The sequence below is a fragment of the Amycolatopsis sp. NPDC051106 genome, from assembly GCF_040682775.1.
In the GTDB taxonomy this organism is placed as follows: Bacteria; Actinomycetota; Actinomycetes; order Mycobacteriales; family Pseudonocardiaceae; genus Amycolatopsis.
On record NZ_JBFBBQ010000132.1, the window covers coordinates 1 to 19,625 of the forward strand.

At 72.1% G+C, this 19,625-nt stretch carries 17 protein-coding genes and 1 pseudogene; 9 read left to right on the forward strand and 9 right to left on the reverse strand.

The features are described from left to right. The 4 genes and pseudogenes from AB0M83_RS45260 to AB0M83_RS45275 form a co-directional block, all read left to right on the forward strand. A pseudogene (locus AB0M83_RS45260) lies at nt 1-490 on the forward strand (histidine kinase); the annotation flags it as partial. Beyond that, nucleotides 487-984, forward strand: a complete 498-nt coding sequence (locus AB0M83_RS45265; RefSeq protein WP_364527839.1) for a roadblock/LC7 domain-containing protein — start codon at nt 487-489, stop codon at nt 982-984. The pseudogene AB0M83_RS45260 and the gene AB0M83_RS45265, both read left to right, overlap by 4 nt. Next, nucleotides 981-1,373 (forward strand): DUF742 domain-containing protein, encoded by a 393-nt coding sequence (locus AB0M83_RS45270; protein WP_364527842.1) that lies wholly within the window; start codon nt 981-983, stop codon nt 1,371-1,373. Before AB0M83_RS45265 ends, AB0M83_RS45270 begins: the two co-directional genes overlap by 4 nt. A gap of 13 nt (nt 1,374-1,386) precedes the next feature. Further along, nucleotides 1,387-2,154: an MHYT domain-containing protein gene (locus AB0M83_RS45275; RefSeq protein WP_364527845.1), complete on the forward strand. Its 768-nt coding sequence runs from the start codon at nt 1,387-1,389 to the stop codon at nt 2,152-2,154. On the opposite strand, the gene AB0M83_RS45280 is transcribed toward AB0M83_RS45275, so the two are convergent. The 9 genes from AB0M83_RS45280 to AB0M83_RS45320 form a co-directional block, all read right to left on the reverse strand. Then, the gene (locus AB0M83_RS45280; RefSeq protein WP_364527848.1) at nt 2,144-2,530 is read right to left on the reverse strand and encodes an ester cyclase; all 387 of its coding nucleotides are present in this window, start codon (nt 2,528-2,530) and stop codon (nt 2,144-2,146) included. The two genes, AB0M83_RS45275 and AB0M83_RS45280, sit on opposite strands and share 11 nt — an antisense overlap. A gap of 61 nt (nt 2,531-2,591) precedes the next feature. Next, nucleotides 2,592-4,982, reverse strand: a complete 2,391-nt coding sequence (locus AB0M83_RS45285; RefSeq protein WP_364527851.1) for a hypothetical protein — start codon at nt 4,980-4,982, stop codon at nt 2,592-2,594. Between the two features lie 274 nt (nt 4,983-5,256). Next, a complete protein-coding gene (locus tag AB0M83_RS45290; protein WP_364527854.1) occupies nt 5,257-6,165 on the reverse strand; it encodes an aminoglycoside phosphotransferase family protein in 909 nt (302 codons plus the stop codon). A 5-nt stretch (nt 6,166-6,170) separates the two neighbouring features. Then, a complete protein-coding gene (locus AB0M83_RS45295) occupies nt 6,171-6,869 on the reverse strand; it encodes a GntR family transcriptional regulator (RefSeq protein ID WP_364527857.1) in 699 nt (232 codons plus the stop codon). A 158-nt stretch (nt 6,870-7,027) separates the two neighbouring features. Next, nucleotides 7,028-8,551, reverse strand: coding sequence for a beta-N-acetylhexosaminidase (locus tag AB0M83_RS45300; protein WP_364527859.1), 1,524 nt, complete (start codon nt 8,549-8,551; stop codon nt 7,028-7,030). After that, nucleotides 8,551-9,369, reverse strand: coding sequence for a carbohydrate ABC transporter permease (locus tag AB0M83_RS45305; protein WP_364527862.1), 819 nt, complete (start codon nt 9,367-9,369; stop codon nt 8,551-8,553). Before AB0M83_RS45305 ends, AB0M83_RS45300 begins: the two co-directional genes overlap by 1 nt. Continuing rightward, nucleotides 9,366-10,307: a sugar ABC transporter permease gene (locus AB0M83_RS45310; RefSeq protein ID WP_364527865.1), complete on the reverse strand. Its 942-nt coding sequence runs from the start codon at nt 10,305-10,307 to the stop codon at nt 9,366-9,368. Before AB0M83_RS45310 ends, AB0M83_RS45305 begins: the two co-directional genes overlap by 4 nt. Before the next feature lie 70 nt (nt 10,308-10,377). Next, the gene (locus AB0M83_RS45315; RefSeq protein WP_364527868.1) at nt 10,378-11,664 is read right to left on the reverse strand and encodes an extracellular solute-binding protein; all 1,287 of its coding nucleotides are present in this window, start codon (nt 11,662-11,664) and stop codon (nt 10,378-10,380) included. 196 nt (nt 11,665-11,860) lie between these two features. After that, nucleotides 11,861-13,033 (reverse strand): carbohydrate-binding protein, encoded by a 1,173-nt coding sequence (locus tag AB0M83_RS45320; protein ID WP_364527871.1) that lies wholly within the window; start codon nt 13,031-13,033, stop codon nt 11,861-11,863. 225 nt (nt 13,034-13,258) lie between these two features. Between AB0M83_RS45320 and AB0M83_RS45325 the strand changes: the two genes are divergently transcribed. The 5 genes from AB0M83_RS45325 to AB0M83_RS45345 all read left to right on the forward strand — a co-directional run bounded on the left by AB0M83_RS45325 (nt 13,259) and on the right by AB0M83_RS45345 (nt 19,397). Continuing rightward, on the forward strand, nt 13,259-13,630 hold the full coding sequence (locus tag AB0M83_RS45325) for a YciI family protein (protein WP_364527874.1): 372 nt from the start codon (nt 13,259-13,261) through the stop codon (nt 13,628-13,630). Beyond that, nucleotides 13,623-14,855 carry a DUF6596 domain-containing protein gene (locus AB0M83_RS45330; protein WP_364527877.1) on the forward strand — a complete coding sequence of 411 codons (1,233 nt, stop codon included), beginning with the start codon at nt 13,623-13,625 and terminating at the stop codon, nt 14,853-14,855. The genes AB0M83_RS45325 and AB0M83_RS45330 overlap by 8 nt, the downstream gene beginning before the upstream one ends. Further along, nucleotides 14,855-15,700: a hypothetical protein gene (locus tag AB0M83_RS45335; RefSeq protein WP_364527880.1), complete on the forward strand. Its 846-nt coding sequence runs from the start codon at nt 14,855-14,857 to the stop codon at nt 15,698-15,700. Before AB0M83_RS45330 ends, AB0M83_RS45335 begins: the two co-directional genes overlap by 1 nt. 218 nt (nt 15,701-15,918) lie before the next feature. Continuing rightward, the gene (locus AB0M83_RS45340) at nt 15,919-17,919 is read left to right on the forward strand and encodes a hypothetical protein (protein WP_364527883.1); all 2,001 of its coding nucleotides are present in this window, start codon (nt 15,919-15,921) and stop codon (nt 17,917-17,919) included. Next, nucleotides 17,916-19,397, forward strand: a complete 1,482-nt coding sequence (locus AB0M83_RS45345) for a hypothetical protein (RefSeq protein WP_364527886.1) — start codon at nt 17,916-17,918, stop codon at nt 19,395-19,397. Before AB0M83_RS45340 ends, AB0M83_RS45345 begins: the two co-directional genes overlap by 4 nt. Nucleotides 19,398-19,625: the final 228 nt, after the last annotated feature.

A 19,625-nucleotide genomic window follows, 5' to 3' on the forward strand; every position in this document is an offset into this window, starting at 1 on the left:
GGCGGGCGACCCGGCTGCCGATCGCGCCGGCCGTACCGGGACCACGGCGGCGCACCGGGTGCCGTCGGCCGACGCCGCCGATTCCGCCGCGCAACCGGCTGCCCCGGCCGCGGCGGAAGGCTTGATCCCGGGGGCGGACCGGTCTGCCACGACCGGAAAGCCCGTGGCCCACCACGAACCGGCCGCCGCGCCGGTGGGGGAGTGGGAAACCACGGCCGACCGCACGCGCCAAGCCGCCGAAAGCGCTCTCAAGCCCGCGATCGCGCAGCGGCTCACCGACGCGGGGCTGCCGACCCGGCGGCCCGGGGCCCAGCTCGCCCCCGGCGCGGTCGTCGCGCGCGGACGCGAGCAGACCGGCGGCGGCTCGTTCCGCGATGCCGCCGCCGTCCGCACCAGCCTCTCCCGGCACTACCAGGGGATGCGCGCGGCCCGGCGGGAGACCGCGGCGCGCACCGAAGAATCCGGAAAGGACGAAGTGGATCCGCGATGACGGAACTTCCCGACGTGCAGCCTCGACGCTCCGGCGCCCCGCCGGCGGCCCGCGCACTGGGCTTCCCCGGTCCCGCCGCGCCGCCCGAACGGACGGCGACGCTGAACTGGCTGGTCAACGGGTTCGTCCAGGACGTCTCGGGGGTCGCGCACGCCGTGCTCGTCTCCGCCGACGGCCTGCTCGTGGCCGCCGACGAGGCGCTGCCCCGCGAGCGCGCCGACCAGCTGGCGGCCATCGCGGCCGGGCTGTCCAGTCTGTCGCTGGGCACCGCGGAGCTGTTCACCGCCGGGCGGGTGGTGCAGTCGGTGATCGAGATGGAGCAGGGGTTCCTGCTGCTGATGAGCGTGGGCGACGGCTCGAACCTGGTCGTTCTCGCCTCGACCGGCTGCGACATCGGGCTGGTCGGCTACGAGATGACGATGCTGGTCGAGCGGGTCGGGCAGAAGGTCGACGTGCCCGCACGCGAGATGCCGGTGGCCCAGGACCACCGGTGATCGACGACCCGCCGCCCGGGCCGTACGGGGAGGAGCCGCGGCGCAGCCCGTCGCTGGCCCGCCCGTACTCCTGGACGGAAGGCCGGACGGCGCCGACGGTCGAGATCGCCGTCGAAGCGCTGGTCGAGTCCACGGCGGCGGGCCGGGCCGAAGGGGCGTACCTGACGTCGAGCGCGCTGGCGGAGGTCATCGAGCTGTGCCTCCGGCCGCGGTCGCTGATGGAGATCGCGGCGCTGCTGGCGCTGCCGCTCGGGGTGGTCCGCGTGCTGGTGTCGGACCTGATGCAGGACAACCTGGTGATCGTCCGCGACACGCTGTCGGACACGTCCACCTGGGACGAGCGCCACGACCTGATGGAACGCGTGCTGCACGGGCTGCGCGACCTCTAGAGAGGATCTTGCGATGGAGCACTTCGCGCTCGGGCTCTGGCTGCTCGTGCTCGCGTACCTGACGTCGGTGGTGGGCTGCGCGCTCGGGCTGGCGTGCGCGGTCCAGGCCCGTCACGCGGCGAGCCCCCGCCACCGCATGCGCTGGCTGGTGCTGGCGGCGATCTCGATCGGCGGCGTCGGCATCTGGCTGATGCACTTCGTGGCGATGCTCGGGTTCAGCACCCCGGGGATGCCGGTCCGCTACGACGTCTTTCGCACCGTGCTGTCGGCGATCCTGTCGGTGTCGGCGGTGTTCGCCGGTCTCGTGGTGGTGGGCGGCCGCGCGAAGTTCGGCTGGTGGCGCCTCGCGCTCGGCGGCGTCATCACGGGCCTGGCGGTGAACGTCATGCACTACACGGGAATGTCGGCCCTGCGCGTGAAGGGCGACTTCACCTACGACGGCGGCCTGGTCGCGCTGTCGGTGGTGATCGCGGTGGTGGCGGCGACGGCGGCGCTGTGGTTCGCGGTGTTCCTCGACCGGCTGTCCCTGCGGCTGCTGGCGGGGTTCGTGATGGGTGCGGCGGTGACGGGCATGCACTACACGGGCATGGCGGCGGTCCGGATGAACATGGACATGAACGCCGCGGACCCGGCGGGGGTCGAGGTGTTCTCGTTCCTGTTCCCGGTGTTCGTCCTGGCGGCGATCGCGATGGCGGTCCCGCTGTGCGCGGTCCTGATGGCGCCGGCGGTTTCTGCCGAGGCTCCTTCCGCTGTCCCGGAAGAAGCCGCCGTCACGGTGTGAGCTGGTCGCGGATGGCGTCGGTGTCGACGAGCGACCAGATCTCGGCGATCCTGCCGTCTTCGTAGCGGTAGAAGACGTGCTCGGCGAAGGAGACGGTCTTGCCTTTGGCCGGCAAGCCACGGAAGTCTTCGGCGGGCGTGCAGTCGAAGCGGATGCGGCAGGCGACTTGGTTGCCTTGGACTACGAGTCCTTCGATCGCGTAGTAGAGGTCGGGGATTTCTGTCGCGTCGCGCTTCAGGAGGGCCTGAAAGTCGGCGATGCCCAGGGTGCGGTGGTTGTGGACTACCGGGTCGTGCGCGAAATTGGGGAGGTCGTCGAAGCGCCGCTCGTTCAGGCAGGTGAGGTAGGCGCGGTAGCGCTCTTCGAGATCGGCCATGGTTTCCAGTGTGGCAAACGGCCCGCGGAGAAGCTCCCCGCGGGCCGCTCACCTCACCCCTCTACAGGATGCACAGCAGCGAACAGGCCTTCGCCGACGACCATCCCGTGTACGACGGCGGCGTCCCCGCGGGAACGTTCGCCGGCACGTAACTCACCTTTGCCTGGTTCGTGATCGGGAACAGGTTCAGCAACGCGTAAGTCGAGCAGTGCACCTGCTTCGACTGCCCCGCCGCCAACGAGAACGGACCTGTCTGGCAGGACGGCTCCACGCTGTCCACGACCTGCGCCGACGTGATCCCCACCGGGCCATCGTTGGTCACCGTGATCCGCCAGTACGCCGTCGCGTTCAGCAGGCCCAGGAGACCCACCCCTGCCTGCTTCGCCCACGGTCCGGCTCCGCCCGGGCCGCACTTCGAAGCCGAGGCGGACGTGCAGATCTCCTTGTCCACCTTGACCTTCGGCGTGCACGACGCGCCCGGGGCCACCGGCAGCGTCACCGTGTTCGACGTGAACGAGCCCGTCGAGTCCGTTCCGGTCGCCGTGTTCGCCACCGACGTCACCGCGCAGTCCGTCGCGATCGTCGTGCGGAAGCACAGCTGCGGCGCGTCACCCGCGTAGTCGACCACCAGCCGGCCGCTGAAGCCGGTTCCGTTGTGCAGCACCAGTGTCGTCGTCACCGTGATCGACGGGTGCGCCGCCACCGAGACGCCGGTCAGGTCGACCGAACCGTCCGGGGCGAAGCCCGGGGTCGGTACCGTCGCGTTGTCCTGGTCCACCACCGTCACCCGGGACGCCGCGAAGTCGACGTTCGCCGGATCGACGCCCGTCAGCCGCGCCGCCGTGTAGCCCTGGACGTGCGAGCCGCCGTCACAGTAGAAGTCGCCCGGCCGCAGCGTCACCTGGCCGCCCGAACGGACGCACGGCGTGGCCCCGGTCGCCGGGTCCATCGAGAACAGCACACCCGCGTCGCCCAGGCCGATCAGGCAGCCCGACGGCGGGTCGTACGTGTAGCCGTAGTCCCGCGTGACCCCGCCGTTCGCCGACGGGTGCGTGATCAGGCCGGGCAGGCCCGCGCACGCCGCCCCCGTCGTCCAGTCGTGGCACAGCGTCGCGCCCACGTAACCGCCGTTCCAGATGGGGAGGTAGCTGCGCACGTGCCCGGCCGGATCGGTGACGACCTCCGGGTTGAAGACGTAGACCCCGCCCGTCAGCGCGGCCGGGCCCGGTGGCGCCGCCAGCGTCGACCCGTCGAGCGCGTAGCACGTCGTGACGTTCGTGGCGCCGGTCGTCGACGCGCACGCGCCCGCCGGGGCGCCGGTCGCGCCGAACGCCGTGTAGCCGTTGTAGTTGAAGTTCCCGGCCGGACCCGTTGGCCGCGAGGACGCCCAGCCGGCGCACGCCGCGGCCGTCGCCGGGTCGAAGCAGCCCAAGGCCGGCTGCTGCCCGGTGTTCGGGTTCGAGGTCGACGCGAACACCTTGCCCGCCACCGGGGTCAGCGCGCCGTAGACGTACGGCTGGTTGACGGCCGGCACGATCGGCGCGTACGGCTGGCCGCCGCAGGCGCTCTGCGTGGCGATGGTCCAGCAGACCACCGCACCGCTGCTGATGAGGCCGTACAGGTTGCCGCCGCTCCGCACGAGCCCGGTGATGCTGCTGACCGGCGGGGAACCGCCGGTGGCGGACAGCGCCCAGTACCCGCAGTTCGCCGTGGCGGCCAGGTCGAGGCAGCCGACGCCGACCGACGTGGCCGTGACGGCGGGGTAGTAGACCTTCGCGGGCGCCGCGGGGTCGTGCACGTACTGCTGGACCATCGTGCTGGCGATGTCCCCGGCCCCCAGGGTGCCGAGCGGGCCGGGCGTGGTGTTGAGCACCTTCGGCCACGGGCCGCCCGGGCAGCGCTGCCCGGTGGCGAGGTCGGTGCACACGACCTTCGGCGACGTCGCGCCGAGGTGGTGGTAGATGTTCCAGGCCTGAAACGTGCCGCCCGGGGTGCGGTAGAGGATCGGCGTGAAGCCGTCGCCGCCGGTCGCGGTCGTGACGGCCTGCACGGGCGGGGTGAGCGAGGCGGACAGCGACGTCGCGTCGGGCCCCGCGTCCGGGTTGCTCGCGCGCACGGCGGTGACGCCGGTCGCGGGTTCGGTGCCGGTGAAGGTGCTGCCGTCGGTGGACCACGACGGCGTCCACCCGGGCGGCGCGTGCAGCGAACCGGGCTGGAAGGCCTGGCCCGCGCCGACGGCGTCGGTGATGGTGGCGGCGCCGGACGCGGTGGCCTGGTCGTCGTAGCCGATGACCCAGTTCGCGGTGGCCCCGTGGTCGGCGGGGGAACCGGTGCCCTGCACGGACTTCGTGAGCCCCGAGACGGCGGCGGGATCGGCGGCCGCGGGGAGCGCGGCGGCGCCGGCCGCCACGAGCACCAGGGGCAGCACTGCTCCCAGCATGCGTCTTCGCATGAATGGTCCTCGATTCTTTCGCAACGGTGGGTGCCGGAAATACTTTTCCGGCCGAAGGAAAATCCTATGCCGCACCGGCAGTGCGTTGAAGCGCTCTCACCCGGGCGCCAGAAAGGCGAAACCAACAGCGCAGTTCGTTACCGATGCGAAACAACGCGCACCTGCTGTGACGAGGGAAGTCTTGGTCGCGCGTCACCCGGATGCCGTCACGGCGTCACTCTTTCGGGTAACGAGTGGACGCTAAGAAATCCCGATTCCCGATACCCGTGAAGAATTATTTTCCGGATATGAATTCAGTGAGTATCCCGTCGAGGACGAGACGTGCGTTCGCGGCTTCCTCGCCGGCCCGGGCGCTGGTCACGAGCGCTTTCCACAACGCCCAGCCGCGCCCGCGCGCCCAGGCCGGTTCGTCGACGGACAGCCGCTCGCGGAACGCCCGCCGGCCCTCGGCGGTCAGCAGCGTCCAGGCGACGGCGAGGTCGCACGACGGGTCGCCGACCCCGCACGTCCCGAAATCGATGACCGCCGCCAGGTTCCCGCCGTCGAGCAGCAGGTTCCCGGCTGCGAGGTCACCGTGGAACCAGGCGTCGGCGTCGTCCCAGCGCGCGTCCAGCGCGGTCTCCCAGATCTCGCGGGCCAGGGTGATGTCGATGGTGCCGCCCAGGGTGTCGAGCGCGCGCCGGGTTTGAGCGTCGTAGGTGCGCAGGGTGGCGCCGCGGAACCAGTTGTGCTTTCCCGGCCGGGGACCACCGGCGGCGTCGATGCCGCGCAAGGCGGCCAGGAATCCGGCCAGGTCGAGCGCGAAACGAAGCGGGTCGGCGATCCGGTCCGCGCGAGCCGGCGAACCGGCGAGCCAGGCGTAGACGGACCACGGAAACGGATAATCCGCACCGGGACGCCCCTGCGCGAGCGGCACGGGAATGGGCAGCGGCAGCCGCGGAGCGAGCGCCGGAAGCCACCGTTGTTCCTTCTCCACGGCCAAGGCGTACTCGGCCGCGCTGGGCAGCCGCGCCACCATTTCGTCATCGAGGTGGAAGGTGAAGTTGTCCCAGCCGCTCGCGGACACCGGCCGCACCGGGAGACCGGCCCACCGCGGGAACTGGTCGCCGACCAGCCGGCGCACCTGGCCGGTGTCGACGGTGACGCGCTGGGGGAGGGGACCGAGGTCCGGTGTGCTGCTCAAAAGCGTCAGCCCGATTCCGCGTCGAAGCGGAGTTTCGACGTGATGCGGTACCGGTCGCCGCGGTACACCGAACGGGTCAGCTCGACCACCTGCCCCGTCGTGTCGCGCGTGAGCCGCTCGATGTGCAGGATCGGGGCGTACACCGCGATCTCGAGCAGCTCGGCCTGCTCCGGGTTCGTCACCGCCGGCTCGATCGTCTGCACCGCGTCCTGCACCACGATCCCGAACCGCTTCCGCAGCAGGCGGTAGAAGTTGCCGGACTCCAGGTCCGCGACGGCGAGCCGGGGGACCAGGGACGCGGGCAACGCCAGCTGCTCGATCGCGATCGGCTCGTCGTCGACGTGCCGGACCCGCGTGACGCGCAGGACCGGTGTGCCCGGCTCGCGTTCCAGGTCGGCCGCCAGCGACCGCGGGGCGGGGGAGATCCCGAACGCGATCACCCGGCTCGTCCAGTGCCCCTCCGCGGGCGGGACGGCGAGGCCCGTGGCCAGTTCCTGGGTCACCTTCTGCGGGCTCGTGAACGTCCCCCGCCCGCGCTGGCGCACCAGCAGCCCGGTGCGGGTCAGCTCGTCGATGGCCGCCCGGACGGTCGGGCGGGACACGCCCAGCTCCGCGGCCAGGTCGCGTTCGGACGCCAGCCCGGTGCCGGGGCCGGCGTTCTCGATCACCTTCAGCAGGTGCCGCCGGACGCGGTCGCGCTTCACGGTGGGCGGGCGGTCCGCCGGCTCGCCACCTTCTTTTCGGGGGCTCCGGGTGGTGGAGCCCCCGGCCTGGGGTGAAGCCCCGGATGGCGCACCTTCTTTTCGGGGGCTCCGGGTGGCGGAGCCCCCGGCCTGGGGCGAAGCCCCGGATGGCACAGCGGTCAAGGCACCGTCTTCCCGGATACTCCGAGTGCGCCGGCGAACCGGACGCGCTCCTTCGGCAGGGCGTCGAGGGCGCGGAGCCGTTCGAGGTGACCGGGCAGGCGCTCCTGGAAGTCAGCATAACGGCGCTCCGGCGGCGACCACGCGCGCTCGGCCAGCGCGCACAGTCGCGGGAACGCCAGGTGGCGCACGTGGTCGGGGGTCGGCGCGTGCTCGGTCCACAGCTGGGCCTGGGTGCCCAGCACGCCGGGCCGGGTGCCGTCGCTGACCGGCAGCCCGCCCGCCAGGGGGTCGAAGCGGTAGACGTCCCGGAGTGTCGTGACGTCGGTCCGCGGCGGCTCGCCGGGCTCTTCGCTCTGCCGATAGTCGAAGTACGTCGACGTGTGCGGCGCCATGATCACCTGGTGGCCGCGGGCCACGGCGAGCGCGCCGTGCGCGGCGTCGCGCCAGGCCGTCACGACCATCTCCGGCGGCAGCCGGCCCGCGGTGTGGCCGGTCTCGTCCCAGCACACGGCCTGCCGGCCGAGGTCCGCCAGTACGCCGTGCAGCTCGCCCAGGAACCACGGGTGCAGTTCCGCGGTGTCCCGCAACCCGAGGCTCGCCGCCTTTTCCCGCGCGAAGGGGTTCGACGCCCATTGCGTGGTCGGGCACTCGTCGCCGCCGATGTGCAGGTGCCGCGCCGGGAAGACGTCGGCCAGCTGCCCGAGGACCTCCCGGCAGAACGCGAACGCGCCGTCGTGGACGCCGAGGATGTCCGGGCTGATGCCCCACGCGGTCCACACCGGCAGCGTCACCTCCGGCCGGTTGCCCAGCTCGGGGTAGGCGGCCAGCGCCGAGCGCACGTGTCCGGGCAGGTCGATCTCCGGCACGATCCGCACGCCGCGGCCGGCCGCGAACGCGACGAGTTCGCGCAGCTCGCGTTGGGTGTAGAAGCCGCCGTGGGGGACGCCGTCGTAGACGCCGCTGCCGGCCGCCCCGACCATCGACTCGGTCCGCCACGCGCCGATCTCGGTGAGCCGCGGCCGTCCGTCGATCTCGATCCGCCAGCCCTGGTCGTCGGTGAGGTGCAGGTGCAGGACGTTGTACTTGTGCAGTGCCAGCAGGTCGACGAACTCGCGGAGGAACTCCAGCGGCAGGAAGTGCCGGGCGACGTCGAGCAGCACGCCGCGCCAGGGCAGCCGGGGCGCGTCGCGGACGTGCAGGCACGGCAGCCGCGGCGGGCCGTGCAGCGGGACCAGCTGCCGGAGGGTCTGCACGCCGTTGCGCAGCCCCGCCTCGGTCGACGCCGTGAGGAGCGCGTCCGCCGGCGTGACGTCGAGTTCGTAGCCCTCCAGGCCGTGCTTCGCCGACGGCACGAGGTCGAGGCGGATCGCCGGGCCGTGGTGGATCGACGGGCGCGGCAGGTAGCCGGCCAGCAGCCGGGCCGCGCTCTCGGCGCCGCGGCTCGCGAGCACGCGCAGCCCGCCGGCGGGCGCGAAGGAACCGGCGCGGCGCGTCAGCCGCGTGGGGTGGGGGATGATCATCAGCCCTTCACCGCGCCCGCGGTCATGCCTTCGACCAGGTGGCGCTGCACGAGCGCGAAGAAGACCACGACGGGCAGCGCGAACAGCGTCGACGCGGCGATCAGGCCGCCGTAGTCGGTGCCCGTGCTGGTGCTGAACGACACCAGCCACACCGGCAGCGTGTAGCCGGAGCTGTCCTTCATGATCACGTACGCGAACAAGAAGTCGTTCCACGCCGTGATGAAGGCGAACACGCTGGTCGCGATCAGCCCGGGCAGCACCAGCGGCAGCAGGACCGAGCGCATCACGCGCCCGCGGGTCGCGCCGTCGACCATCGCCGCCTCCTCGAGTTCGACCGGGATGCCGTGCAGGAAGCCGCGCAACGTCCAGATCGTGAACGGCAGGACGAGCGCGACGTAGGTCAGGATCAGCCCGAACAGCGTGTCGAGCAGGTGCGCGCTCTTGAGGCCGAGGAACAGCGGGATGACCAGCGCGGGCACCGGCACCATCTGCAGCACCAGCACGCCGATGAGGAAGCTGCGGCGCCCGAAGAACCGGAAGCGCGTCAACGCGGTCGCGGCCAGGAACGCGACCACTATGGACAGTGCGACGACAGCGACGACGACCACGACGCTGTTGACGAGGTCCTGCACGAACCCGGGCTTGGCGAGCGCGTCGGCGAAGTTGTCCAAGGTGACGTCCACGGGCAGGAACTGCGGCGTGGGCTGCAGGATCTTGCCCGCCGGCTTGAACGCCGTGAGCACCATCCAGTAGACCGGGAAGATCCACACGAGACAGAAGATCGCGGCGGTGGCGTTGCGGCCGATCCGGCGGATCACAGGTCCTCCCCGGAGCGGACGAGGCGGCGCACGTACACGGCCGTCAAGCCGACGAGCAGCGCCACCGAGACGACGGCGATCGCGGCGCCCTGGCCGAAGTCGTTGCCGCTGAACGCCTTCGTGAACGTCCAGATGCCCAGCGTCGTCGTACCGCCGCTCGGGCCGCCCTGGGTGAGGATCCAGATCTGGTTGAACACGGTGAAGTCCCAGATCACCGAAAGGATGGTGACCAGGCCGAGGATCGGCTGCAGGAACGGCACCGTGATGGTGCGGTGGACCCGCCACGGCCCGGCGCCGTCGAGTGCGGCGGCTTCGTAGTAGGACCGCGGGATCTGCGCCAGGCCCGCGTAGAGCGTCAGCGCGACGAACGGCACGGACTGCCACACGACCAGCAGCCAGACGAGCGTGAACGCCGACGCCGGTGACGTCGTCCAGTCGTGCTGGGTGAGGTCGCCGAAGCCGGCCTGGGTGAGCAGCCAGTTGACCACGCCGTAGCCGGGCTGGAAGAGCCACTGCCAGACCAACGTGGACGCGACGTTCGGCAGCGCCCAGGCCGCGATGAGGCTCATCGTGACGGCGGTGCGCATGCCGCGGCCCAGGCGTTGCAGCAGCAGCGCGACGCCGAAGCCGATGACCAGGGTGCCGAGGACCAGGGCGGCGCAGAACCCGATGCTGCGCGCGAGGACCGGGAGGAGCTGGTCGTCGCCGAGGACGGCGGCGTAGTTGTCCCAGCCCGCGAAGGTCGTCGTGCCGGTGAACAGGGAGCGCAGGCCGTACCGCTGCGTCGAGATGACGACCAGGCGCACCAGCGGGTAGCCCAGGACGAGCCCGAGCAGGACGGTCGCGGGCAGCAGCAGGCCGTAGGGCAGCAGGGACCGCCGCCGGCGCGGCGTCACCGGTCTCGACGAGGCTTCGGGCGGCGCTTTCACCAGCAACATGAGGACTCCTTCGCGGAAAGGGGCGGGGCGGCCCGGTTGGGGACGGCAGCCGGCCGGGCCACCCCGCCGGTCAGCGGGCGTTCAGCGCCTCGGTCAGGTGGGCGTCGAAGTCCCTGGCGGCGTCGGCGATCGGCCGGCGTCCGGTGGCGATGTCGGCGAAGAAGGTGTTGATGGACTTGTCGCTCTCGATGGTCGCCCAGCCCGGGGCGGCCGGGGTCGCGACGCTCGTCTTGGCCGCGGTGGCGAAGGCGGCGTTGACCGGTGCCAACGTGGGCGTGACCTCGTCGATGAGCTCGGTGGAGACGGGCGTCCAGCCGTCGATGCCGACGATCGCCTCGCGCTGCACCTCGGGGCTCGCGGCGGCCTTGAGGTAGGCCAGGGCGAGGTCCTGGTTGCGGCTCTTGGCCGCGACGACGAGGTCCGACCCGCCGAGGAACACCGGCTGCGTCTTGCCGGGCGTGGCGCTGGGGAAGGGGAAGGTGCCGAGGCGGTCCTTCAGCTCCGGCTTGTTCTTGACCACGGTGTTGACGCTCGTGTCGAGGATCGCCCCGGCGCCGCCGGCGGAGAAGATCGCGGCCTGGTCGGGGGCCTTGGTGTCGACGTTGCGGGACGCGGCGGAGGAGTAGGTGTTCTGGAAGTCCTTCCAGGCCTGCAAACCTTTTTGCGCCTCCGGGCTTTCGAGGGCGCCGGACCACTTGCTGTCCTTCTGCGTGGCGAGCTGGCCGCCGGCGTCCCAGACGAACTGCAGCGCGCCGTACCAGTACCTGCCGGGGAAGTGGAAGGCGGAGTAGTCCGCCGCCGGGTGCTTAGCCTTGATCTTGTCGAGGTCCTGGGTGAGTTCCTGGAACGTCTTCGGCGGCGCGGTGATCCCGGCATCGGCCCAGACCTGCTTGTCGTAGATCACCGCGCGGTTGCCCGCGAACAGCGGTGCGCCGTAGAGGTTCCCGTCCACAGTGGCCGGTCCGGCGAGACCGGGCAGCCAGGTGTTCTTCCCGGCCAGCTCGTCGCGGTGCGGGGTGAGGTCGGTGAGCGCGCCGTTGGCGGCGAAGAGCGGGACGTTCGTGTTGCCGATCTCGATGACGTCGGGGGTGTCGTCCTGGGCCAGGGCGGTGCTGATCTTGGTGTTGATGTTGTCCCACTCCTGGATCCGCACGGTGACCTTGGCGCCGGTGGCCTTCTCGAACGCGGCGTTGATCGCCGCGGTGGCCTTGTCGGACAGGTCGCCGTTCATCAGCCAGACGGTCAGCTGCCCACCTTGACCGCCCTGGGCGGCGGGAGCGGGGGTGTCGGTGCCGCACGCGGCACTGGCGGTCACGGCGGCGACGGCCAGTGCGGCGGCGAAGGTGCGTCTGCGCACGAAAACTCCTGGAGTGGCGGCGGAGGTGGGGGCGAACGCCCCAATGTGGCCTTGGTTGCGTCTGACGCACCCAAGGCGGCCTTCGGTGCGTCTGACGCACCGAAGGCCACATTGGGGCGCTTGCGGTGGAAGGTGACCGCGGCCCGGGCTGGTCCCTGGGACCCGGGCCGCGGCCAGGTCGGCGGCGGGGTCGGCGTCAGCAGTGGCCGAGGTCGGCCCACTGGGCGGTGAGCCCGGGCTCGGAGCCCTGGGTCCACCAGTTCGCCTGCCAGAGGTGGGCGTTGTGCTTCACCCGCTGGCCGCCGAGGTACACCGTGCCCCAGTCCCATTCCGCCGCCGTCGAGCAGTTCGCGGGCTGCGACGGCGTCGTCGGAGTGGTGGGCGTGGTCGGAGTCGTGGGGGTCGTCGTGGCCGGCGGGCTCGTCGGCGTCGTGCAGCCGTTCACCGTGTCCACGTGGGACGTTCCGGCGGTCCGGTACGAACCCGCGCGGGCGACGGCGTCCGAAGGCGACACCACCTGGTTGCCCGCGTAGTACGTCCAGTCGACCTGCTCGGTGTAGACGCTGTTGCCGCTCGTGTGCCCGGCCGTGTCGATGAACCACATGTTGTAGTTGATCGACATCGGCGTCCGCGGGTACACCGGGTTGCCCTGCGCGTCGGTCGTGTGGTCCGCGGTGAGCTGGCCGTCGATGTAGTACTTCACGTGCCCGCCCGACACCTGCGTCACGATGTCGTGCCAGCCGGCGAAGCTGCGGTTCTGCGCGGTGGACACGCGCAGGCCGTCCCACGTCGGGTTGTTCCAGTACGTGTTCCAGCTGGTCTGGTAGTTGGCCGTCGAGCCGCCCCAGCCGCCGTTGGGCAGGTACTCCGAGAAGTCCAGCTCGCTGTAGAGCGGGTCGCGGTCGTACCGCAGCGGCGAGATCGTGAAGTACGTTTCGTTGACGTGGTCACCGTCGGTGCCGCTGTCCGGCGCGTCGGTGAAGCGGACCCGGCTCGCGTACGTGCCTTCGAAGAACCGCAACCGGTTCTGGTACATCTCGGAATGCGTCGTGCCGGCGGCGCTCCCGTCGGTGCTGGCGGCGAGCTGGGCGACGCGTTCGCCGTTCACCGTCGGGAAGCTGACGTTGCTCGTGAGCCAGCGCGCGCCGGCCACGCCGGGACTGCCGACGTCGTTGCGGGTGGTCCAGCCGGCGCCGCCGAACGCGGAGTCGGTGGGGGAGGCGTAGTGGAAGTCGTCGAACAGCACGCCGCAGTCGGCCGCCGCGGCCGACGGGCTGGCGTCGGCCCCACCGGAAAGGATCAGGGCCGTCGCCGCCGCGGTCGCGACGCTCGTCAGTGCTGCTGTGGTGGTCCGGATTCTGCGGGACATGGGTCTCCTCCTGAGGATGGCCGTCCGCCGGGAGAGCTCCCTGATTGGTCTAGACGAATCAGGTGGCGAGGACTTTCCTCCTGACCATTGGTCATGTCAAGACCGGCACAGAACTTACCTTTGGTAATTTCCGGGCCTGGATCCTGGCGAGTCCGGACCGGCTTGTCGAGTTACGGTCGTCCCGTTCGTCATCCTCTTCGACCGACGCCGGACGAAGGAGCGCACGTGCTCTACATGCTGTTGATCTACAACTGCGAGCGGCCCGAGCCGGCCGACCCGGGCTTCGAGGACGCGCTGGCCGCCGTCAACGCCTTCGCCGACGAATGCCGGCGACGCGGGGTGTTCGTCTCCGGGCACCCGCTTCAGGGCGAGCACACCGCCACGACGGTGACCGTGCAGGAGGGCCGGACGCTCATCACCGACGGGCCCTTCGCCGAGACCCACGAGCACCTCGGCGGGGTGTACGTCCTCGACTGCCCCGGCCTCGACGAGGCCCTGGAGCTGGCCGCGCTGTGCCCGATGGCCGCCCAGGGCTCGATCGAGGTCCGCCCGGTCGCCGGGGTGCCCGGGCTGGACCACCGGGCCGCGCGTGGGTGATCGCGCGGCGGGCGTCGTCGAGCGCGTCTTCCGCGAGGACCGCGCCCGGCTGCTCGCCGCGCTCGTCCGGGTGCTCGGCGACTTCGAACTCGCCGAGGACGCCCTGCAGGACGCGGTCGCCCGGGCACTGCGGACGTGGGGCCCGGACATCCCGGACGACCCCGCGGCCTGGTTGCTGACCGCCGCACGCAACAGCGCCGTGGACCGGATCCGCCGCGCCCGCGTCGGGCAGGCCAAGCTCGCCCAGGTAGCGGCGGGTGAAAGCGGGGTGAGGACGTCGATGCTGCCGGACGACCGGCTCGCCGAGGTCGGCGACGACCGGCTGAGCCTGCTCTTCACCTGCTGCCACCCGGCCCTGGCCGAAGACGCGCGGGTGGCGCTGACGCTGCAGGCGGTCGCCGGCCTGACCGCCGCCCAGATCGCCCGGCTGTTCCTGGTCGCCGAGCCGGCGCTGGCGCAGCGGCTCGTGCGGGCGAAGCGGAAGATCCGCGACGCCGGTATCTCGCTGACCGTCCCGCCCGATCACCTGCTGCCCGATCGGCTTTCCGGTGTCCTCGCGGTCATCTACCTCGTCTTCACCCGCGGCTACGCCTCGCCGTCGGGGCGCGACGAGCCGGCCGAACTGCGCCGCGAGGCGATCCGGCTGGCGAAGCTCCTGGCCGCGCTGATGCCGGACGAGCCGGAGGCGCTCGGCCTGGTCGCCCTGCTCCTGCTGCAGGATTCGCGCTCGGCCGCCCGCTGGACACCCGGGGGCGACGTCGTCCTGCTCGAAGACCAGGACCGCGCCCGCTGGGACCGGGCGGAGATCGCGGAAGCGCTCGGCGTGCTCGGCCGGGCCCTGCGCCGCGGCGCGGTCGGGCAGTACCAGCTGCAGGCGGCGATCGCGGCGCAGCACGCGCAGGCCCGCGTCGCGGCCGACACGGACTGGGCGCGGATCGCCGCGCTCTACGCGCGGCTGCGGACGCTCGCGCCGTCACCCGTCGTCGCGCTCAACCACGCCGTGGCGGTCGCGATGGCCGACGGCCCCGAGGCCGGGCTCGCGCTGGTGGAGGCGATCGACGGGCTCGGCCGCTACCACCTCTGGCACGCCGCCCGCGCGGACCTGCTGCGCCGCCTCGGCCGCTCCCGCGAGGCCGCCGCCGCGTACCGGCGGGCACGCGAGCTCGCCGAGGCCCCGGCCGACCACCGCTTCCTCACCACCCGCCTGCACGAACTGGAGTCCTGATGCGACTGTCCGTTCTGGACACCGGCCACCGGCGCCGGGCCCGGCTCTTCATGGCCGTCACCGGCAAGCTCTCCGGCGTCACCAGCCCCGACATCGTCAAGCTGCTGCTGTACCGGCCGGGCTTCCTGACCCGGCCGCTGCTGGAGCTGACCGCGCCCGCGATGCGCGGCGAGTCCTACTGGACCGCCGGCGAGCGCGAATACCTCGCGATGAGCACGGCCCAGGTGCACGAGTGCCCGTTCTGCGTCGTCACGCACGCCGAGCTGACGCGGATCGCCGGCCACGGTGAGATCGACCCCGACCGCCCGCTGGACGCGCGCCCGGAACTGCTTGCCGTGCAACGGTTCCTCGAGGACGTCTCGCGGAACCTCGAGCCGGTGCCGCCGCGTGACCTGCCCGCGCACGCGGTGGCGGAGGCCCTGAACGTCAACCTGGTGTGGAACATCGTCAACCGGCTCGCGAACGCGTTCGGGTTCGAGCTGCGCGACGGCCAGCTGAAGGTGGGCACGAAGGCACTGCACCGCGCGGGGTACCGGTTCCCGGGCTTCCTGCTCGCCGACAGCCCCGGCGACCTCCGGGAGAGCGTCTTCGGGCAGCCGGCGCGGACGAGCCCCGAGCTCCGGCGGGCGGCCGGGACGGGGGAAGGAGTGCCGGAGCCGTGGCGGGACTACGCCGCACTGGTCCGCGACGCGTCCCACCGCGTCACCGACGCCGACGTCCGCCGCCTGCTCGCGGCGGGGTGCACCGAGGACGAAGTCTTCGAGGTCACGGTGGCCGCGGCGGTCGGCGCCGCGCTGCGCAGCTTCGGCGCCGGCCACGACGCGCTGGAGGCGCGCGGCGATTAGGCCGAACCGGTCAATGCGGTAGCCGGAAAGCGTGCCCGCGGATTCACCCCGATGCCCGCGGTGAATCGCGGGCAACCAGCGGGAATGCCGGAACGGGAATGCGGCGGGGACCGGTCCCGGCGTATTCATGGTCTTCTGGAGACCGCTGCACCCCGGTTGACCGCGTGTCATAGTGACGGTTCCGGCCGGAATCGGGTCGTATGGGGGGATGGGGGACGATGCCAGCCGACGTGCCCTCTTTGTCGGGTCTCGACGCCGTCACCGGCGGCCTTGTCGAACGGTTGCTGGCTCGCGTCGACGGCGAAAGCCGTTCGCTGCCCGTGGTTGTCGCGCTCGGCGCGCGGGGCACCGGGAAGACCGCGCTGCTCGGCGCCGTCGCGGACCGCTGCCACGACATTCCGCACGCGCACCTCGACTTCGAACGGCACGACCGCGCGGACAGCCGGCCGCGGGAACTGCTGGGGCACCTCGCCTTCGACCTCAGCCGGCAGTGGAAGCAGTTCGGCAGGCTGGCGTTTCCCCGCCTTTGGCTGTGCATGCTCGTGCTCGGGGCGCCGCTGGAACTGCAGGACCGCCGCGCGGCATTGCGCAAACTGCACGCGTTGCTGGCGAAGAACCAGCCACTCGAACAGAGCCGGGAGGCCATCGTCGACGTCGTCCGCCTCGCGGGGGGCATCGCGCCCGCCGGCGGCCTGCGCGGCTGGCCCGAGGCGACCGACCTGCTGCTGCGCGGCCTCAGCTGGTACGACCGCCGCCGGCTGATCGGCAAGATGCGGGCCCTGCCCGCCGGGGCCGGCAACCACGAGGACTTTCTCATCGAGATCGCCTGGCACGCCCAGGGCGACGACGAAGACCGGGACGCGGTCGACGCCACGTTCTGCGACGCGTTCCTCGCCGACCTGCGCCGGAACTACACCGGGCTCAACCGCTCGCGGCGGACGTTGAACAGCCTGGTCCTGCTCGACAACGCGCACACGCCGGGCGGGCGCCTCTTCCTGCGCTCCCTCACCGAAGCGCGCCAGCGGGCCGGCGAGGCCGATCCGCTGGTGGTGCTCGCCACCAGCCGCACGTGGAACCCGGACTGGAACGAGAGCTGGTCCCCGCCGGCCGCGCACCGCGGCGCCCCGGAACGCCGGCCGCCGACCACGCACCGGACGAAGGGCCTGCACCGGCCCGCACCGCGGCAACCGTCCGATGTGGAGGCGGACTGGCGGCCCGGCGCCGGGGAGCCGGAACCCCACTGGCACCCGTGGTACCTGCTCGAGCTCGGCGCGTTGTCCAAGGACGACGTCGTGCACATCGCCGCGGGCAGGGAGATCCACCCCGCGTCGCGCCTGCCGCGGTTCCTGCACCGCGTCACCGACGGCCACCCCGGCGCGGTCACCGACGTCATCGCCGCCGTGGCCCACCGCTTCGACCCGCGGCGCCCCGGGACGCTGCGTGCCGCGCTGCGCACCCCGGCCGCCGGGCCGGACGGCGCCGGGCCGCCGCTGGTCACCGCGATGCGCGACTACCTGCTGCAGGACTTCTCCCCGGCGAGCCGGCAGGACCTGGTCACCGCGAGCGCAGCGCTGGACGTGGAACTGCTGTTCCACAAGGAGATCCTCGACCTGCGCAACCCGGCGGGGGAGGGGGTGCTGTTCAAGGAGCTCGGCGACCACCTGTGGCTGCGCGCGGAGCCGGGCGAGGCGCCGCAGTACGTGCTGCACCCGTGGCTGCGCCGGATCCTGCTGCAGGAGCTGGCTTCCCGCGCCGACGACCACCCGCTCAGCTGGACCCGGGTGCACACCCGGTGCCGCGACTTCTACGAGGAGAACGGCCGGACCGTCGCCGCGCGCTACCACGACCTGGCGCTGGAGAACGTCGCCGCGGCGGTCGCGCACCTGCGCGAGCCGTTCGCCGACGCGCGGCACGCGGAGTTCGACGTGGCGACCGCGGAGGCGTGGCTCGCCGAGCTCGACGTCGTCACCGCGGCGCCCAACCGGCTGGACAAGCACGCCGAGCCGTACGACCAGGTCCAGCACCACGCCGGGCGGGGCGACGACGACCTCGGGACGACGCTGGCCTGGCTGGTCGCCGCGCTGTGGATCGCCCGCGATCCGCTCGGCGACCCGGGCGGGACGCTGGACTCGACGATCGAAGGGGCCTTCCACCAGCTGGCCCAGGGCCGGGGGCGGGGCTCGATCCTGCTGCACGAACGGGCGGAGAGGTACCGATGAGCGCGCGCAGTGACCGGATCCGGCCCCCGCGGCCGACGTGGTCGAAGTGGCTGCTGGTGGCGGGCGGCGTGCTGTTGCTCGCCGTGGTCCTCGTCGCCGCGCTGGTCGTGGTGCCGGCGATCAGCGAGGCCGGGCGCACGTGCGGCGCCGGCGTCGAGAAGCGCGGAGACACCGGGGAATGCACCGGCGTCACCGACGGCGCTTACGTGTTCTCGCCGGGACTCGCCGACGTCGAGCAGCGCATCCGCCAGGAGAACGAGTCCGTCACGACGTCGGGGAAGCCGTACGTCACGATCGCGGCCTTCCTGCCGATGACCCTCGAAGAGCACGACATCCTGTCCGACGAGTGGGTCCGCCACCAGCTGGAAGGCGCCTACATCGCGCAGCGCCGGGCGAACACGACCCAGTCGTGGGGCAGCCTGCCGCTGATCCGCCTGCTGCTGGCCAACCCCGGCAGCCGGCTGAACCACTGGGAGCCGGTGGTGGACGACCTGGTCGGGCGGGTGACGTCGGAGCGGCTGGTCGCCGTGACCGGGATCGGGCTGAGCCTCGACACGTCCCGCGACGCGATCCGCCGGCTCTCGGAGCACCGGATCCCCGTGGTGGCCTCGCACCTGGCCGCCGACGAGTTCTCCGAGATCCCCGGCTTCATGCGGGTGTCGCCGACGAGTTCGACGTACGGCCTGGCGGCGGCGAGCTACGTCCGGCCGACCGCGCACACGGCCACGATCGTGCGCGACGTCAACCCCGGCGACCTGTACCCGAAGACCCTGGCAACGGCGTTCACCCGCAAGTTCGCCGACGCGGACCACCGCATCGTCGGCCGGACCGAGGAGTACGACTCGAGCCTGCCGGGCATCGAGAACACGTTCCTGCAGATGATGCCCAACATCTGCGGCAACCAGCCCGAGGTCGTGTACTTCGCCGGCCGCGAGAACAACCTGACGTCGTTCGTCGCGGAGCTCGCCCAGCGCCCCTGCCTCGACCGGCACATCACGGTGCTGACCGGCGACCTGGCGCTGGTCGGGCCTCCGGAGGCGGACATGCGCCGGGGCCTGCAGGCCAACGTCACGGTGCTCGCTCCGGGACTGGCCCACCCCCAGGCGTGGACGAGTTCCCCGCAGGCGTTCAACCCGGCGGCGGTGGCGAGCTTCCAGGAGCCGGGGTGCACGGACTGCTTCAAGGCGGTGTTCCCGAAGGAGCGCCTGGACGACGGCATCGCGATCCTCGCGCACGACGCGGTGCTCACGGTGGTGTGGGCGATCCGCGGAATCCCGCGGGTATCGCCGGCGCAGGTGACGGCCCAGGACGTGCTGCAGGCGAAGAACCGCCTGCACGGGACGCTGGCGGTCCCGGGGGCGAGCGGGATGATCTCGTTCGACGATCGGGGTGACCCGGTGAACAAGGCGGTGCCGATCCTGCGGGTGCGGGAGGACGACACGCCGGAGTTCGTGCAGCTCTCGGCACCGGACTCCTGAGTCGCGGGATTCGGCGACGCGCCGCTGACCTCGCTGCTGACATCGCCGCTGACCTCGCCGGGCGGGGATCGGGCCGGGGCTTGCGGCTGAGCGGCAAGCGAGCTTGACCGCGGGTCCGCGCGGTTCGCTCGAGTGCAGTGAATGACTCATTCCTGGCTGGGCTTGCCCCGTTTGGGCGGACAGGGTTGATGAGTTAGCTCAGGCTATCGCAGGTGTGGTAGCCGGCTG

What these genes read in the sequence shown, in the direction of transcription:
- AB0M83_RS45265 (WP_364527839.1), top strand. Translation starts at nt 487, where the DNA reads ATGACGGAACTTCCCGACGTGCAGCCTCGACGCTCCGGCGCCCCGCCG.
- AB0M83_RS45275 (WP_364527845.1), top strand. Translation starts at nt 1,387, where the DNA reads ATGGAGCACTTCGCGCTCGGGCTCTGGCTGCTCGTGCTCGCGTACCTG.
- AB0M83_RS45280 (WP_364527848.1), bottom strand. Translation starts at nt 2,530, where the DNA reads ATGGCCGATCTCGAAGAGCGCTACCGCGCCTACCTCACCTGCCTGAAC.
- AB0M83_RS45285 (WP_364527851.1), bottom strand. Translation starts at nt 4,982, where the DNA reads ATGCGAAGACGCATGCTGGGAGCAGTGCTGCCCCTGGTGCTCGTGGCG.
- AB0M83_RS45300 (WP_364527859.1), bottom strand. Translation starts at nt 8,551, where the DNA reads ATGATCATCCCCCACCCCACGCGGCTGACGCGCCGCGCCGGTTCCTTC.
- AB0M83_RS45310 (WP_364527865.1), bottom strand. Translation starts at nt 10,307, where the DNA reads ATGTTGCTGGTGAAAGCGCCGCCCGAAGCCTCGTCGAGACCGGTGACG.
- AB0M83_RS45320 (WP_364527871.1), bottom strand. Translation starts at nt 13,033, where the DNA reads ATGTCCCGCAGAATCCGGACCACCACAGCAGCACTGACGAGCGTCGCG.
- AB0M83_RS45335 (WP_364527880.1), top strand. Translation starts at nt 14,855, where the DNA reads ATGCGACTGTCCGTTCTGGACACCGGCCACCGGCGCCGGGCCCGGCTC.
- AB0M83_RS45340 (WP_364527883.1), top strand. Translation starts at nt 15,919, where the DNA reads ATGCCAGCCGACGTGCCCTCTTTGTCGGGTCTCGACGCCGTCACCGGC.
- AB0M83_RS45345 (WP_364527886.1), top strand. Translation starts at nt 17,916, where the DNA reads ATGAGCGCGCGCAGTGACCGGATCCGGCCCCCGCGGCCGACGTGGTCG.